Annotated in this window: 11 protein-coding genes; 2 read left to right on the top strand and 9 right to left on the bottom strand. The window is 66.9% G+C overall.

The features are described from left to right. Positions 1-16: 16 nt before the first annotated feature. The 4 genes from AAF481_01290 to AAF481_01275 form a co-directional block, all read right to left on the bottom strand. Positions 17-2,485, bottom strand: coding sequence for a choice-of-anchor B family protein (locus AAF481_01290; GenBank protein MEM7479780.1), 2,469 nt, complete (start codon positions 2,483-2,485; stop codon positions 17-19). Positions 2,486-2,588: 103 nt separating this feature from the next. Beyond that, the gene (locus tag AAF481_01285) at positions 2,589-3,020 is read right to left on the bottom strand and encodes a hypothetical protein (GenBank protein ID MEM7479779.1); all 432 of its coding nucleotides are present in this window, start codon (positions 3,018-3,020) and stop codon (positions 2,589-2,591) included. Beyond that, a complete protein-coding gene (locus AAF481_01280; GenBank protein ID MEM7479778.1) occupies positions 3,017-3,376 on the bottom strand; it encodes a hypothetical protein in 360 nt (119 codons plus the stop codon). The genes AAF481_01285 and AAF481_01280 overlap by 4 nt, the downstream gene beginning before the upstream one ends. Next, positions 3,376-3,630, bottom strand: a complete 255-nt coding sequence (locus tag AAF481_01275) for a hypothetical protein (GenBank protein ID MEM7479777.1) — start codon at positions 3,628-3,630, stop codon at positions 3,376-3,378. The genes AAF481_01280 and AAF481_01275 overlap by 1 nt, the downstream gene beginning before the upstream one ends. Positions 3,631-3,895: 265 nt before the next feature. On the opposite strand from AAF481_01275, the gene AAF481_01270 reads away from it, so the two are divergent. After that, a complete protein-coding gene (locus AAF481_01270; protein ID MEM7479776.1) occupies positions 3,896-5,056 on the top strand; it encodes a succinylglutamate desuccinylase/aspartoacylase family protein in 1,161 nt (386 codons plus the stop codon). Positions 5,057-5,236: 180 nt separating this feature from the next. Then, positions 5,237-5,458 carry a hypothetical protein gene (locus AAF481_01265; GenBank protein ID MEM7479775.1) on the top strand — a complete coding sequence of 74 codons (222 nt, stop codon included), beginning with the start codon at positions 5,237-5,239 and terminating at the stop codon, positions 5,456-5,458. A 16-nt stretch (positions 5,459-5,474) separates the two neighbouring features. On the opposite strand, the gene AAF481_01260 is transcribed toward AAF481_01265, so the two are convergent. The 5 genes from AAF481_01260 to AAF481_01240 form a co-directional block, all read right to left on the bottom strand. Continuing rightward, on the bottom strand, positions 5,475-6,809 hold the full coding sequence (locus AAF481_01260) for a WS/DGAT domain-containing protein (protein ID MEM7479774.1): 1,335 nt from the start codon (positions 6,807-6,809) through the stop codon (positions 5,475-5,477). Between the two features lie 188 nt (positions 6,810-6,997). Continuing rightward, a complete protein-coding gene (locus AAF481_01255) occupies positions 6,998-8,839 on the bottom strand; it encodes a VRR-NUC domain-containing protein (GenBank protein ID MEM7479773.1) in 1,842 nt (613 codons plus the stop codon). Positions 8,840-9,048: 209 nt separating this feature from the next. Next, positions 9,049-10,476, bottom strand: coding sequence for a M64 family metallopeptidase (locus AAF481_01250; GenBank protein MEM7479772.1), 1,428 nt, complete (start codon positions 10,474-10,476; stop codon positions 9,049-9,051). Positions 10,477-10,553: 77 nt separating this feature from the next. Beyond that, on the bottom strand, positions 10,554-13,220 hold the full coding sequence (locus AAF481_01245; GenBank protein MEM7479771.1) for a hypothetical protein: 2,667 nt from the start codon (positions 13,218-13,220) through the stop codon (positions 10,554-10,556). Beyond that, positions 13,220-13,903: a hypothetical protein gene (locus AAF481_01240; protein ID MEM7479770.1), complete on the bottom strand. Its 684-nt coding sequence runs from the start codon at positions 13,901-13,903 to the stop codon at positions 13,220-13,222. Before AAF481_01240 ends, AAF481_01245 begins: the two co-directional genes overlap by 1 nt. Positions 13,904-14,534 lie beyond the last annotated feature (631 nt).

The following is a 14,534-nucleotide window of genomic DNA, read 5'->3' as shown; positions in this document are numbered from 1 at the left end:
TTCTTCGGTCACTAGTTCAAGGATTCCCCGCACTGGCCGACCAGAGATCCGTCGTTCCGCTTTCGAAGCCGTCTCCGAAGATGTCCGTCGAAGAGCACATCGAGGGCACCTGGGCGTGGGTGAGGGTGATGTCGTCGATGTACCAGCCGTCCACCGTCAGGCCGCCATCGGTGGAGAAAATCCAGCGCACTTTGATCGCCTGACCGGCGAAGGCCGAGAGGTCGGCGCTGTGTTCCGTCCAGGCGGCCTGGGTGCCCGAGAACGAGGGCGTGCCGGAGCTGAAGCCGCAGGCGTCGTTGGAGGTATTGAAGGTCGACGGATAGGGCGGGCTGACGGTGACGTTGCCCCAGGATGCGCCGTCGTCCGAAGACAGCTGGAGCACTCCGCCGTCGTAGCGGTCCTCGATGTCGTAGCGGCTCCAGAAGGAAAGCACCGAGGCCTCGCCCGGCGTTAGGGTGATGGCGTCCGTCTCCATGGCCACGCACAGGTTGTTGGTGTAGGTGGAGAAGTAGCTGCGGTCGCCGGAGCGGGCCACCGAATCCTCCACTTCCCAGCCGATGTGCCGGGCGGTGGCGCTGCCGGAGGCGAGGATGTCTTCCCCCACCTCGGCGCCGTTGACGAAATCGCCGTCCGCGTCGCTGCCGGTGGGAGTCGCCGAAGCCACTCGGTGGTTGCCGTCCTCGCTGGTGCTGCCGGAGTCCGTGGCGCGCACCTGGTAGTGGTACTCCACCCCGCTGGTCACCGCCGAATCGCCGTAGGAGGTGCCGGCCAGGCCCGCGGCGAGCAGGTTGCCGGCGTCCGGCGTGAAGGCCGGATCGGTGTCGCGGTAGACCCGGTAGGACACCGCGGCGCCGCAACTGGCGACGGCGGGGTCCCAGGCGACGTCCAGGGCGCAGCTCGTCGTTGCCCGATTGGTCACGCCGGTGACGCCGGCGAAGATCGGTGGCGCGGTGCAGGGACCGGTGGTCGACACCTCGACGCAAGCGGTAGCGTCGGATAGGCATTCCCCCGAGGGATCGGCCCGGCGCAGCCGGTAGCCGTAGGTCACCTGACCGGACACCGGCTCATCCCGGAAGGAGGTGCCGGTGAGGCCCGCCGCAACGGTCTCGAAGGTGCCACCGCAGCCGCCGAGGGCGCGTTCCACCGAGAACCCTTCTCCCAGGTCCCCGGCGTCCCAGGAAAGGTCGAAGGCGTTGTCGCCGCCAGCCACAATGCTGCTGCCGGTCGGCGCCTCCGGTGCCGTGCACAGGATCGGCTCCAGGATGAACAGTCCTTCGTTGACGTTGCTCACCAGCACCGTTCCACTGGCGAAGAACGGGTAGACACTCCAACTCCCGTTGGTGCCGGCGGCATTGCTGCCGGGAACGGTATCGAAGTAGGCGACTTCCTCCAACTCGCCGGCGGCGATGTTCGACAGATTCAGAATGCGCAGGCCGGCGCGGTAGTTCGCCTGGTAGGCGAAGGACCCCTTGATGTAGAGGTTGTGGTCACTCGCCGGCAGGTCCGATACGTGCGTCGCGATGAGCTGTGGGGCGGTCAAGTCCGACAGCTCCCAGATGTAGGTTTGGGTGTTGTGGCCGGCGTTGATCTCGTCCAGCTCGTCGTCGAGCAGGAAGTAGGCGTGGTCCTCGGTCAACCAGCCCTGGTGGGCGTAACCCAGATCGTCGTAGGTGGTGCGCGAGAGCTGCACCGGGTTCGAGCGGTCCGTGACGTCCACGATGGTGAGGGTGTCGGCATTGCTGGCGAAGCAGATTTCTTGCCCCTGGTAGGTCGTGTCCGGCCCTTGGTAGACGGCGCACTGGGCGTCGTGGGTGTAGCCGTCGGCACTGAAGCAGCCCTCGAACACCGGCGTGTGGGGGTTGGTCATGTCGAGCATGTAGAGACCGCCGGAGCACTGGTTGGAGCCCACCACCACCACCAGGTCCGTCTCGTCGTTGACCACTACGTTGTGGGCGCTGCCGAAACCGTCATGGTGGGCCATTTCGCCGAAGGTCACCGGTGGATCGCTGACGTTCGCCAGCATGCCGAGGTGAAACACCTGCAGGCCGTGGCCGGGGGCCTCGGAAACGATCACTGCGTGGTCGTTGACGACCTTGATGTCGTGCCAGAAGTTGTTGCTGGTGTGAGTCGGCAGCAGGCCGAGGTAGACCGGATTCGTCGGGTCCGACAGATCGACGAAGGCGGTGCCGTTGCGCATCCCCATCAAGGCGTACTCCGTGCCGGTGTTGGGATCCGTCCAGCCCCAGACGTCGTTGCCGGCGGTGCCGCCACCGAGATCTGCCAGGGGCATGCGGGCGAGCAGGTTGACGGAGTCGCAGGGGAAACCGTCCGCCTCGCCACCCACGCAGTCCGCCGCCAGGGTCGCCAGGGGTTCACCGGTCCGGGCGGGCGCTGCCGGCGGGTGGTGGTGCTCGCAGGCCAGCGCGAATCCGGAAGGGGCGGCGGCGATCAGAATCAGCAGCGAGAAAACGACAAAGTGGCGCATGATGGCTCCTTCGGCAAAACGCGACAAAGAACTTCTGAAAGGACCGGAAGACTTCAGTGGAAGGCAAGAGTATAGCCGCCGGCTCGGCCGGCGAGGGACCTCCTCAGTCGTCCACCCGTACGGTACTGAGACTGCCTTCGGCGACGGTGCGGTCGCCGTCCGTCACCCGCACGGAGAAAATTCCCAGGCGCCCGGCGCCGCCGGTGCGCTCGATCTTCGCGATCAGGGGGGCGCCAGCCGGGACGCCCTCCGGTGACAGTGCGGCACCGCGCATGCGCACTAGATAGCCGATCGCCGGCGCGCTGTCATCCCCCGCGTCGCCATCGCCGATCCCGGCGGTCAGCACGACCGCTCCCTGGGCGGCGAGTTCGAGGCCGAGGAAGGAAGGTGCCCGGCCGTTCGCGACGAAGGGACTGGTGGGGGGAATCGAGCCGCGGCACACCACCCGGTCCGGGCCGTGTTCGAGGATTTTCTCGACCAGGCGCGCCGGTGCCCGGTGCGGCAGCAGATGCGCCGGATCGATCGGTCGCTTCACGGGCGGCTCCAGCGGACCCGCCCTTGGGTGACCGTGGAACCGTCCCGCCGCACCACGAACGCGGTCCCCTCGTCGTCCTCCGGCACCTGCACCTCCAACTCGACCCGGTCGCCGGGAACCAGTGGCTGGCTGAGGCGGAGACCGTCGACGGCGCGGAGGGCGAGGCCGGGCTCGATCGAGTGCATCGCCTGGCGCAGCAGCTCGAGCTGAGCGACCGCCGGCAGCACCGGATGCCCCGGGAAGTGCCCTTCGAAATAGGCGAGGTCGGCCGGCAGGCGGCAGGAGAAGGAATGTCGGTCCCCATCCCGTGGGCCTGCTGAAAGATGGAAGGGTGCCGGTGAGTCAGGGGTGGACATCAGGCCGCCTCGCTGTGGCCGGTGTGGCCTCGATTGGAGAGTTCGAGCAGGGTCGGCGCCGGCCGCCGCGGCGCCAGCTGCAGGCGCCGCTGGAGGACGACCAGCCGGTCGAACAACCGCATGCGCCAGCGCACCTTGCGGGAAGGCCGCGGAAGGACGTGACCGGCGAGCACCGAAAGGATCGCCCACCCGGGGCATCCTTCGGCCACCTCGGCACCGGCGACGTCGTCGGCCCGGGGGGCACGAGGCGGCATTATGGCGACTGGGAACGGTCTTCGGATCATCCTAAAGTATATGACGAATCAGTACTTTGTGAGCATATGGGAGGCGCATTACGGAGTCAACGAAGCAAGCGACTGGGTGCACGACGGCGGGCCTTCGAAGGGCCTTTGGGGGAGCGCCGAGGCCTTGCCCGAAGAGGCTGAATAACGATAGGGTTAGGGTCTTGTTCGACTGGAAATCCGCCGCATTCGGTGGTCAGGGTTGCGGTCGAAGCCCGAAGACACCAATTGTGATTCGATGCCGGTAGCAACGCTTCCCAAGGCTCCGCCTTTACCCGGGGTCGAGAGGGTCGTCGGCCGTCGCCGTGGCGCCGCGGCCGGCCCGACCCTCCTCTGCATTGCCGCCCTCCACGGCAACGAACCGGCCGGCTTCCTCGGCGTGCGGCGGGTGTTGGCGGCACTCGCGGGTATCTCGGAGCTGCGCGGCGAGATCGTTGCCCTGGTGGGCAACCGCAAGGCGTTGGCCGCCGGCCAGCGCTTCTTGGTCGAGGATCTCAACCGTCTATGGAGCGAGGAGCGGCTGGAGCAGCTACGGGCCGGCGTCTTCGAGCCGCACGCCGAAGACGAAGAGATGCTGGAGTTGGACGACGAAATCCGACGCGTCACCGCCGAGGCCCGCGGGCCGATCTACGTGCTGGATCTCCACACCACGTCCGGCCCCGGCACGGCTTTCGCGGTGCTCGACGACACCCTGCCCAACCGGGACTTCGCCCTCGAGTTTCCGGCGCCACTGGTCCTCGGACTGGAAGAAGAGTTGTCCGGTCCCCTGTTGCCGATGCTGCTGGAGCGGGGCATGGTGACGGTGGGCTTCGAAAGCGGGCAGCATGACGATCCGGCTTCCGTCGATGGTGCCGAGGCGGCGGTCTGGATCGCTCTGGAAACCAGCGGCGTGCTGCCACCGGGCCACCCCGAAGTGGCGCGTGCCCGCGCCCTGTTGAGCGAACGTACCAGCCACTTGCCGCACGTTACGGAGGTGCGCTACCGCCACCCCGTCGATCCGGCGGATCGATTCACTATGGAGCCGGGCTTTGCCAGTTTCGATCGGGTCACCGTCGGTCAGCGCCTGGCGGCGGACCGCAACGGGCCGATCCACTGCCCGGAGGACGGTTTGATCTTGATGCCCCTCTATCAGGACCAGGGGGAGGACGGTTTCTTCATCGTGCGGGCGATCGAGGCGCGCTGGCTGCGGGTTTCGGAACGTCTGCGGCGTCTCGGGATCGAGAAATGGGTGCACTGGCTGCCCGGGGTGCGCCGGCATCCTTCGCAGGCCCATACCTTCGTGGTCAACCGGCGAGTGGCGCGTTGGTTCGCCCTGGAACTGTTCCATCTGCTGGGCTTCCGCCGTCACGGCCGGGTGGGTGACGAGCTGGTGGTTTCCCGCCGCAGCGGCGACGTCTGACCGTCACCGCCGCATCGGCACCGTGGCCGGTCACCCCGGCAGACTTCTAGCCAAATTCGACGCGGCTCCGCGGCCGAAACCCTTCGCATGTGCGGTATCGGGATTGCATACCCATACTTTTGTGGGGTAGTCCGTGAAACGTCTCGGGTGCTAGAGGCGTTGTGTTGGTGGGGGTCTGAGATGTGTGAGCTGCGTGATCCGGAGATCCGCTACCCAAAGATTGAAGTGTCGAGCCGAAGTGCCCACCCATTGGCGCTTATCGGGGCGACCCGGCAGGCACTGCGGCGTGCCGGCATTGGGCGACCGGAGATCGAGCAGTTCTCCGGTCAGGCTTTCGGCAGTGGCGATCCGGCAACCATCTGCGGCCGCTGGGTGCGCCTGACCGTCGAAGCGGACGACTGACAGGACGGCTGTCCGCTCAGGTAGACACCGGTTTCTCGCTCACTTCCCTCAGAATCTCCAGCTCTTCCCGGAAGGCCTCCACCAGACGGTGCGGTTCGGCCATCAGATCGACATCGCTGATCACTCCCAGACGCACTGTACCGGCGAAGCTGAGGATCGACACGCCGATGCCGATGTGGGCTCGCTGCGGCACCCAAAACATCATGTCGTGAATGCGCCGGCCGGAGATCGCCACCGGTTCCTGCGGGCCGGGAACGTTGGTCAACACGCAGGTGCACTTGTTGGCGAAGAAATCGGCCACCCACCGGCTGGCCCGCTGCGGCAGAGTCTTGAGGACCACCTGCACCGCCCCGAACATCACCAGCGGTTCTACGGACCGCTTGAGAGCGTCCATACGAGCCTTGACCTCCCGCACCCGCGTCAGGCCGTCGCCGATGTGCAGCGGCAGGTCGAGAAGCACCGTGGCGAACCGGTTCTCCATCTTGGGGATCTCGCCGGCGGAGCGCACGTTGACCGGCACCGAGGCCCGTAGCCGGGCGTCGTAGGGCTCGCCGCCCTGCTCCAGGTAGCGCCGGAAGGCGCCGGCGACCGCAGCCATCAGGACATCGTTAACGGTGGCGCCGAGGGCGTTCTTGATCGCTTTGACCTGGGCGAGGGGAATCGGCTGCGACCAGGCCACTCGCTTCTCACCGCCCGGACGCGGGCCGTGCAGGGCGCTGCGATCAGGCCGCGCCAGGGCCTTCCTGAGCAGTACGAAAGGCCCCGCCAGGGGTGCCTTGAGCCACAGCTTGGCGCGGCTGGGCTTGGCCTTCGCCACCCGCCGGGTCGGATCGTCGGCTTTGGGCTCGACTCGCTCCGCTCCTTCGCCGATCGGATCCTGGATCGAGAACATGATCGGGATGAGGGCCATGCCGTCGCCCATACAGTGATGGATGCGGGTGATCACTGCACTCTTGCCCTTGTCGATCCCCTGCAGGACCAAGATCTGCCACAGCGGCCGGTCCCGCGGTAGGGGGTCGGCGGCGAGGTGGCCGAGGTAGTCCGTCAGGCGCTCACGGGTCCACGAGCCGTCGCCCCAGTGGTCGCTGGGTTCGACCTCGAAGATGTGCCGTTCAATGTCGAAGTCGGGATCCTCTGACCAGTGATCGCGCCCGTTGATGGACACCACTTTCTTGCTGAAACGCGGGAAGCGGCGGCCGTCATCGAGGGACTGTACCCGGGCCAGCCAGACGGATCGCAGGGTGGCCGCGTCTAGGGTATCGGTGGTGTACACCCCGACGATGTTCATCAGGTTGTGCGGCGAGTCCTGGAGCCATAGGGCATCCGAGGCGGCGACGGGTTCAGCCTGCATTTTTCACCAGCTACCTACTGCGAGGCCGTATGTCACCGAGTCTGCTGCGTTATCCGCAAAACCTGTTCCTCGACGTAGTTCGAGTACGCCTTCGTCACAGAACCCGCGGATGCCTTGCAGCTTCAGCCAGCGACGACCTCTCGCTACGGTCGCTGGTGAGAAATGCAGGCTAGGGTCCGCGGAGGCGGTCATGAGGTGGCTTTCTCCGAGGCTGCAGGCGGCGGGCCGGGGGCGTCATCGGCGCCGTCGAACAACCCTGCTACCGGCTGCGAGCGGTGGGCGAAATCGTAGCACGCGACGGTGCGCTCTTCGCTCCAGGTGAGGCGCAGGACCGAAGCCCGAACCTCGTGCGCCGTCAGGTAGTCCAGCCAGCGGCCCTGCTCCGGGCGCAGGGTGTCGCCGGGCCCCTTGACCTCGATCAACTCGAAGGCGGAGGCCGGGTCCCGTGGGTCGGCCAGGAAGAGATCTGGCAGACCCCGCCCATAGCGGCCCGGCCCGCGGCTCAGGCGATCGCACACTGCCGCGAGCTGACGGCCCGAGAGGCGCCGGAGGACGAACTCGAGGTGTTCGTCGAGCTGGGGATGCCAGGCGACGAGGCGATTCGCGATGCCCCATTTCTTGCGGACGATCGCCCGTAGACGGCGTCGCAGCCGGTGCCGGGGGGCGGCGGCGAGGTCCGCCAGTCGGCGTTCCACGGCGTTTCGGCGGGCCGCTCGGAATTCCGGCCCGGAGAGATCGAGCGGTCCGTACTGGAAGGGATGCTCGAAGGCGCCGGCCACCGGCGAGAACACGATGTCCCAAAAAGCGAGGCCGAAGAGCGAGCGCCACAACCGGTTCTCCGCAAAAAAGCCGCGGCGCCCCTCCCCTTGCAGGTGCTCGAGTACGTGGGCTTCGATCGACACGCCGACCGGCGGTGGCGGCAGTTCGAGGGTCGTCGTCGGGCGCCGGGGACGCTGGGCGGGGCCCACTTCCCGCCGTCGGCGCAGGATTCGGTGCTGAATTCGCGGCCCCACCTCTGCCTCCGTCTCGTCGCGCGGTGCGGCGATCATGGCGGCGCAGAGATCGAGGGCTTCGGCCTGGCGGTCGCTACGGCTCAGAATGCGGGCGGCTCGCTCGCGCGCCGGCGGTCGATGGGCGGCGGAGTAGAGTTCGAGGGCCTCGTCGGTGAGTTGCCGGCGTTCGAGGTCGCGGCCGAGGAGAACCAGCAGGCGATCCACCCGCGGCCGGGCCACCGCATCCCAGGGTGGTTGCCGATGGACGATCTCGCGCCCCCGCTCGGCCGCCGCTGCGATCTCGCCGGCCTCTAGCAAATCTTGAATCTCCTGCCCGCGGCGGCGCGCCTCGAGGGTGTCGTCGAGGGCAGCACGGTGGGGAAAGAGCCGGAAACGGCGGTCGAAGTCATAGGCCTCGAAGCGCAGAAGTCCCATGTCCCGCAGCACGAACTCCGTCAGGCTTTGGCCGAAATTGCCGAAGAACAAGAGTTGGAGGGTTTCCACCTCCGCGAGGCGCAGCAACCGGAGCATCGGAAAGGTCGCCAGGGCCCGCTCGAGACCGGACTCCAGGTGCAGTGCCGGATCCGCCCCCTGGGGTTCGCCCTCAGGCCCCCTCAACACCCGGTCCGCAAGCTCCGCTTTGCCGAGGCGGCAGGCTCTCACCGCCGCTCGCGGCGGCAGCACGACGACGGCGAGGGCTTCGATCTCGCGCCGCAGCAGCAGCGAGATGCGCTCGGCGGCCGGCGAGTCCGGAGCGTCATCGGCGAATGAGGCGCCCGTCAGTTCGCTCATCGCGGCGTCGAGGTCGGGAATTTCCCGGTAGGCCAGCCGATCGCGCCGAAACAGCGGCCCCTTGCGGGAAATCAGTCGCACATAGAGCCGTCGGGCGCCGGTCGAGAGGTGCGCAAAAGCGGTGGTGAATTGCTTCTCCGGGTCCGTCAGCAGATCGCCGTAGCGCTCGACCACGGTCGCCAGCATGGCCTCGAAGTTGTCGAGGTAATAACCCTCGGGCAGGGGGCGAGGTTCGGACGGAATCATCGGCCCGTCCAGTGTACCCCGGGCGTGAACCGGGCGGAAGAAGAGGGTGCGAAGAATCAGGTGCCAACCTAATGTCAGGAGGCAGAAGAAGTAGGTGCCACCCGAATGTCGGTGGGCGAACCGAAGGAAGCAGGTGCCACCCGAGTGTCGGCGAGCGAGCCGGGCGTCCGCGGCAGCCCGGCTGTTCTATCTACCTTCGTCGTGCAGGACTACTCGGTGTAGAGCGCGATCACCCGACCAATCCCCTCGGAGCACACCGGGCAGAAGGTCTTCGGATTGCGGGTGAACATGATGCAGTCCAGAGCCGGCCGGTAGAGGCCCTTCGCCTGATAGCCGGCGCCTTCGAAGGCGCCGACCTTGCCTGCATGTTCTTGAGCGCCGAGAAACGGTATCGTCTGCGCCTTGACCTCATCGAACAGCGCTTCCATCTCTTCCTCCGAGGCGCCCTCGGCGCGCAGCTTCTGGCGTTTCTCCTGGTAGGCGAGGGAGAGGGTGTCGTATTCGTCTTGATCCCAGGGGGTGGGAATCGGCGTTTCCGCGGTGACCAGATGTCGCCATTTGAGGTTTTCCGGGTCGAGGAGCGCCGTGACGTTGGGCGACCAGGGCTCTGTGCCCGGCGCCGTGAAGTCCTCGTAGGACACCTGGGAGGTGTAGTACTCGTCGCCCAGGCCGGCGAAGGAGTGGCCGAATTCGTGCACCACCAGGTACGGCGCCTCGCCGCTGCCGGCGGCGGCCGTGGTCCATAGGTTGAAGATGCCGCCGCCACCGTACTTGCGCTGGTTGGCCAGCAGGATGAGGGCGTCGTAGGGTGCCAGCGCCGCCGCTTCCCGCAGGGCGCGGTTGGAGTAGGTGAGGATGTAGCGCTCTGAATCGAACGCGTTGTAGGACAGGCCCAGAGGGCTGTTGCGCCAGACGTCTTCTCGCGGCTTGGTGACGCCCGACTCTCGGGACGGCAGGTCGATGGCGCGGACGTTGAAATCTTTCTTGTGGTGGTCGAAGGGCGCGGTGGTGAAGAGATGGTCCATCAGGCTCTTCACGTCGTCCCGGAATGTGCTCATCTCGGCGGCGGTATAGCCGTCGCCCAACACCAGTAAATCGACCTTCTTCGCCGGCGGGCCGTGCTCGAAGACCGTCCAGGGGGTGCCCACCGGCTCGAGAGGCGACCGGTTGACGGAGCGGTGGGCGGGATCGACGGTGCGGCGGAAAATCTCGGCGAAGGTGCCGTCCCCCTGCCGCTTGTGGAGCACCAGATCCACCGGCTGCTTCGGCTCCGGGAAGCGTTGACTTTCGTGGAAGGTCCGCCAGTTGCCCTGGCGCGCTTCGCCGATGGTTTCCCACTCGCCGTAGATCGAGGCGAAGCCGCGCGAATAGAGCACCGCGCCGCCGCCGGCTTCGGTCACCTCGAAGCGATATTTGCCGAGGCCGGTGCCGTCGATCAGTTGGATGCGACTACCGGGCCAGTCGCTCTCCAGGCGCAGCTCGTCGAGGCTGATGTGTTCCTCTCCGGCGGTGCCCGTATGGAAGTAGTCGAAGCGCAGGGAGCGACCGGTGAAGTGGTCGTCGAAGTCCGCCGCGGCGGGCAGGGCGTTGAGGAGCAGGACGGTGACGAACAGGATGGCGGACAGGGTACGAATCATCTCGGGCCTCCGGGGGTTTGATCCAGTCGGTGGATCTTACCCGGTGGCCCGAGAGGCTCGCTCCGGACGGTAGCCGGCTACGGCCGAAAGACCCGCCACGAATAGAACAGGTCGAAATCCTCGCCTTCACCACGCGGGAACACCTCGTAGACCGTTTCACCGCGGTGGAATCGACGGCGGGAGAGGTTGGTGGTGCCCGGGTCCGGGGCGCCTCCACCGGGGGAGAAGCCCACCAGGGCGTCCCGCCGGGCGGTGGCCAGCCACGCCATCGCGATGCGTCCGCTGCGCCGCAGCTCGATGGTGAAGTAGTTGGGCTCCCGGGAGGCGAATTCCGGCACGCTGAGGAAATGGATGCGGAGGGCATGGTGGCCGACCGGTTCGGCCAGCACCAGGCCGGACCGGGCGTCGAAGTCGTCCCACAGGGGAGCGATGCGCGGCGGGCCGGTGAGCAGTTCCGTGGCGCCCTCGTTGCGCCGGGAACTGCCCTCGCCGAAGGTCAGGTTGCCGTTGGAGTTGACGAACACGCTGTCCCAGGAGTTGCCGGCAAAGGGGAACGAGAAGGCCGGGAAGGGTACCTCCGTCGAGGTGTCGTCGCCGGCGGCGATGGGGTCGCCTCGATAGGCGGCGATCTGCAGAGTGTAGCGCGCACCGCGCCGGGGCACTCCCTGGCCTTCGAAGGCCGGATCGTCCCCGGTGGTCACGGCGAGGGCCAGGTGGCGGGCCGTCGGAAAGGAGAACAGCAGCCGCGAGAGCTGGCCGTCGCCGCCGTCGTCGTCCTGGAACAGCCGTTCGCCGGTGTCGGCGTCGAACAGTCCAAGGCGCGTGTCGAGGGAACTCCGCACCACTTCGGCGGCGACGATGTCGTCCGGGCGGGTGCGGAAGCGGAAGAAGTCCACGTCCTCGCCGGCCGGTGCCAGATCCGTGTAGGAGAAGGACCGGTCGCTCGCGAAGGGTAGATGCACCGGTTGCGCCCGGTTCAGACGGTCGTTGATCTCGAAGCGGTCGCGGAAGGGTGCGAAGCGGGGCAGGATCTTGAGGGTCGAGCCGGCGAGGTCGTTGTCCGCCGTTTCGAAGTTCTCGAAGGTGGCGGCCTCCCACCACAGGCCGTTCAAGTTGAGGCCGCCGTGCCGCCGCAGGTTGCTCTCCCGCTCGAAGCCGGAGGTGCGCCGCTCGCCGCAGGAGGCACCGACGATGCCGTCCGAGGCGGCGATGTCGCCGTAGGTGAGGACCGTCGCGCCGAGCCAGCGATCGAGCCAGATCTCGAAGCTGTTTTGAGCACCGGCTTCGGAGCTGTCGGCGGGGACCTGGTGGTAGCGCACCCGCAGGCCGTGCGTTTCCGCTTCCCAGGTGACGGCGCCGCCGGCGGACGGATTGAGGTCTGTCCACAGGGCGGCGATGCGCGGCGGTCCGGCCAGCAGCTCGACAACGCTCGGCGAGCCGTCGGGGCTGGCCCGTTCGAAGGTCAGGTTGCCGTTGGAGTTGATCCATAGGGAGTCGTAGCGCTCGCCGCAGAAGGGCACTTCGTAGGGCAGGAAGATCTGCCGGGAGGCGTCGTCGCCCAGGTCCAGAGTGCCGACCGGTTGGGCATTGAAGGCGATATCCACCCCTTCGAGGGTGGCCCCCGGTGGAGGTGCCAGGGGAGTGAATTCGAAGCGGTCGTCGGTGGCGTCGTCGGTCGATTCGGCGTCGCCGTTGTAGAACTCTTCGAGGCCCGGCAGCGGGCTCAACGGTGGCGTGCTGAAGGTGCCGGCGATCAGCTCGTCGACAAACAGGGCGTAGTCGGCGCCGGCGGTGAGGCCGGTGAGGCGGTATTTGCCGACCTCCGGGGCGCCGGGAGAGAAGTCGTCTGTCGCGTCGCTCGAGATCGCCGAGACGGCATCGCCGAAGGGATCTTCCAGATTGCGAGCGATGACGTTGACTCCGGTCAACGGAGTGGTGCCGTTGGGACCCTGGACCCGGCCGGAGATGGCGCCGCTCCCGGCGAGGAAATCAGCCGTCGGGTAAAGGGTCGAGAGAGACGCGACGTCGTCGCGATGGGGCGATGCGATGCCCGCCACCGGGCCGAAGTAGAGCGGGTACATGGTCTCGATGGTGCCGCCCAGCGGCGGCACGGGAAAGACATCGACCTGCGATGGACCGCTGGTGTCGCCGAGCACGAGCTGGCCGTTGACCACCGTATGGGCGAGGTTTTGGAAGTGGCCCATCTCGTGGACCATGATGTCGAGCGCTTCGTCGCCATCGGCCAGCGCCCGGCCGTTGAAGATCGCGAAACCCTCCAGGATCTCGCAGTCCGCCAGGGAGAACCACTCGCTGCCGGCGAATCCGAGGATGCCGGAGCCCTCGCCGAAGAGCTGGTCGAAGATCTCGCCGGTGTCGTCGAAGATCACCGGGCTGATGCCGTCTTGCGCCGCGGTGCCGAAGTAGGTGGCGAAATTGTCCACCGTGATGTCCTCCGGCAGCTCGTCCGGGACGGCGAAGAAGCTGGTGGCGGAGGGTACGGCGCCCCAGGTGTCGAGCGCGGTTTGGAGCTGGCTCCGCGCCTCGCTGTTGGAGAGCGGTCCAAGGGGTCCCGGGTCGACGGCGATGGGGATTTGCCGCCCACCGTCGGGCCAGCGGTAGGGCTCGCCGGGGCGGCAGTTCTGGAGCGGGCCGCCGGCGAACAACGAGGCGGTGGACGAGGCGGCGACGAGGACGAGGCTAAGAAATCGGATGTAGATTCTCCGTTGCGAGAGGGAAGTCTTCATCACGGGACCCTCTCCACCTCGACGTTGTGTTCAGATCGTCGAAGGGACCGTTCCAGGTGGTCGGCGAGTTCCGCGTAGGTCATCGCTTGGGACCTCTTCGCGGCGGTCGATCGATCGCCGTCCGGTGGGTCGCCAGCGGCCAGGTCTCGATGGGCCAGGGCGGTGTTGCCGAAGCCGTTCCGCACCCTCGCCTGATCGCCGAAGCCGTCGATGACGAAGGTGCCCTGGCCGAGGCCGACCGGGGCGGCGAGTCCGGCGCTGCTCGGCTTGGTGACCATCAGCAGGTATTCGCCGCCCAGTTCGAGGCGGGGCATGAAAGCGAACGTTCGGGAGCGACTGGCGCTTGCCGGGTCCCCTCCCTCCGGGGAAGTCACCATCCGGAGGTCGACGACGAGCTGGCCGTCCTGCTGGTCGAAGGAGCCTTTGAAGGCTTCGCTCACCCGCAGCCGATAGACGATCACCGGCACCTGACCGCCGCCGACAGCGGCGGTCCCGTGGTCCACGCTGACCACCGTGCCGCGAAAGATCCGATCCGCCTGGTCGGCGAGTTCGTCGAGGTCGAGGGCGCGGACCATCGCCGCGTCGGATCTCGATCCATGGAGGATCCCGGTCAGCGAGGCCATGAGGACCAGGGTGAGAACCAGCAACCGGTGGGAGCGCAAATGCCTGCACATGAAAATCATCAAACGGCCTCCTTGGGCCTTGCGACACCCGTCGATGTCGCGGCAATTGAATACACCTAGACTGCCGGTTCCGGAGGACGAGAGAACACCGATCCGGTTCCGGTTCGGGAGGGAAGCAGTGACCGAGAGTGGTTGGATGCTGCATCCATGTATATGCGTTCGAGCGTCTGCAGAGGGACAAGGCGTCGGTACTTTCGCTTCCCTTTGAGTATTGATGTACCGGAGTCTAGGAGGGGCTAGCCGGGGTGGCGAAACCGCCGGCTCTCGCCTTCGCCACGAGCTGTTAAAATAGCGATAGAACGAAGGGCCGAAGCGCGAAAAAGCCCGAATGATAGCGGGCTCGAACACGCTCGGAACCAACCAGCCTGCCTTTCTCACCAGCAACCTACTGCGAGGCTGTATGCCACTGAATCTGCTGCGTTATCCGCGGAACCTGCTCTTCAACGTACTGCGAGTACGCCTTCATCGCAGAACCCGCGGATGCCTTGCAGCTTCAACGACCTACGGCCTCTCGCTACGGTCGCTGGTGAGAAAGGCAGGCTAGATTCAATCGAGGCGCCCACCCCATACCGACGAAGCAAGGCGCCGGCCTGGAAGGCCGGGTACGGTGCCCTTCGGTGCGCCCTCGGGA

It is taken from the genome of Acidobacteriota bacterium (genome assembly GCA_039030395.1).
Classification (GTDB): domain Bacteria; phylum Acidobacteriota; class Thermoanaerobaculia; order Multivoradales; family JBCCEF01; genus JBCCEF01.
The sequence above is the reverse complement of the archived record's forward strand: the minus strand, read 5'-3'. Positions and strand labels throughout refer to the sequence as shown.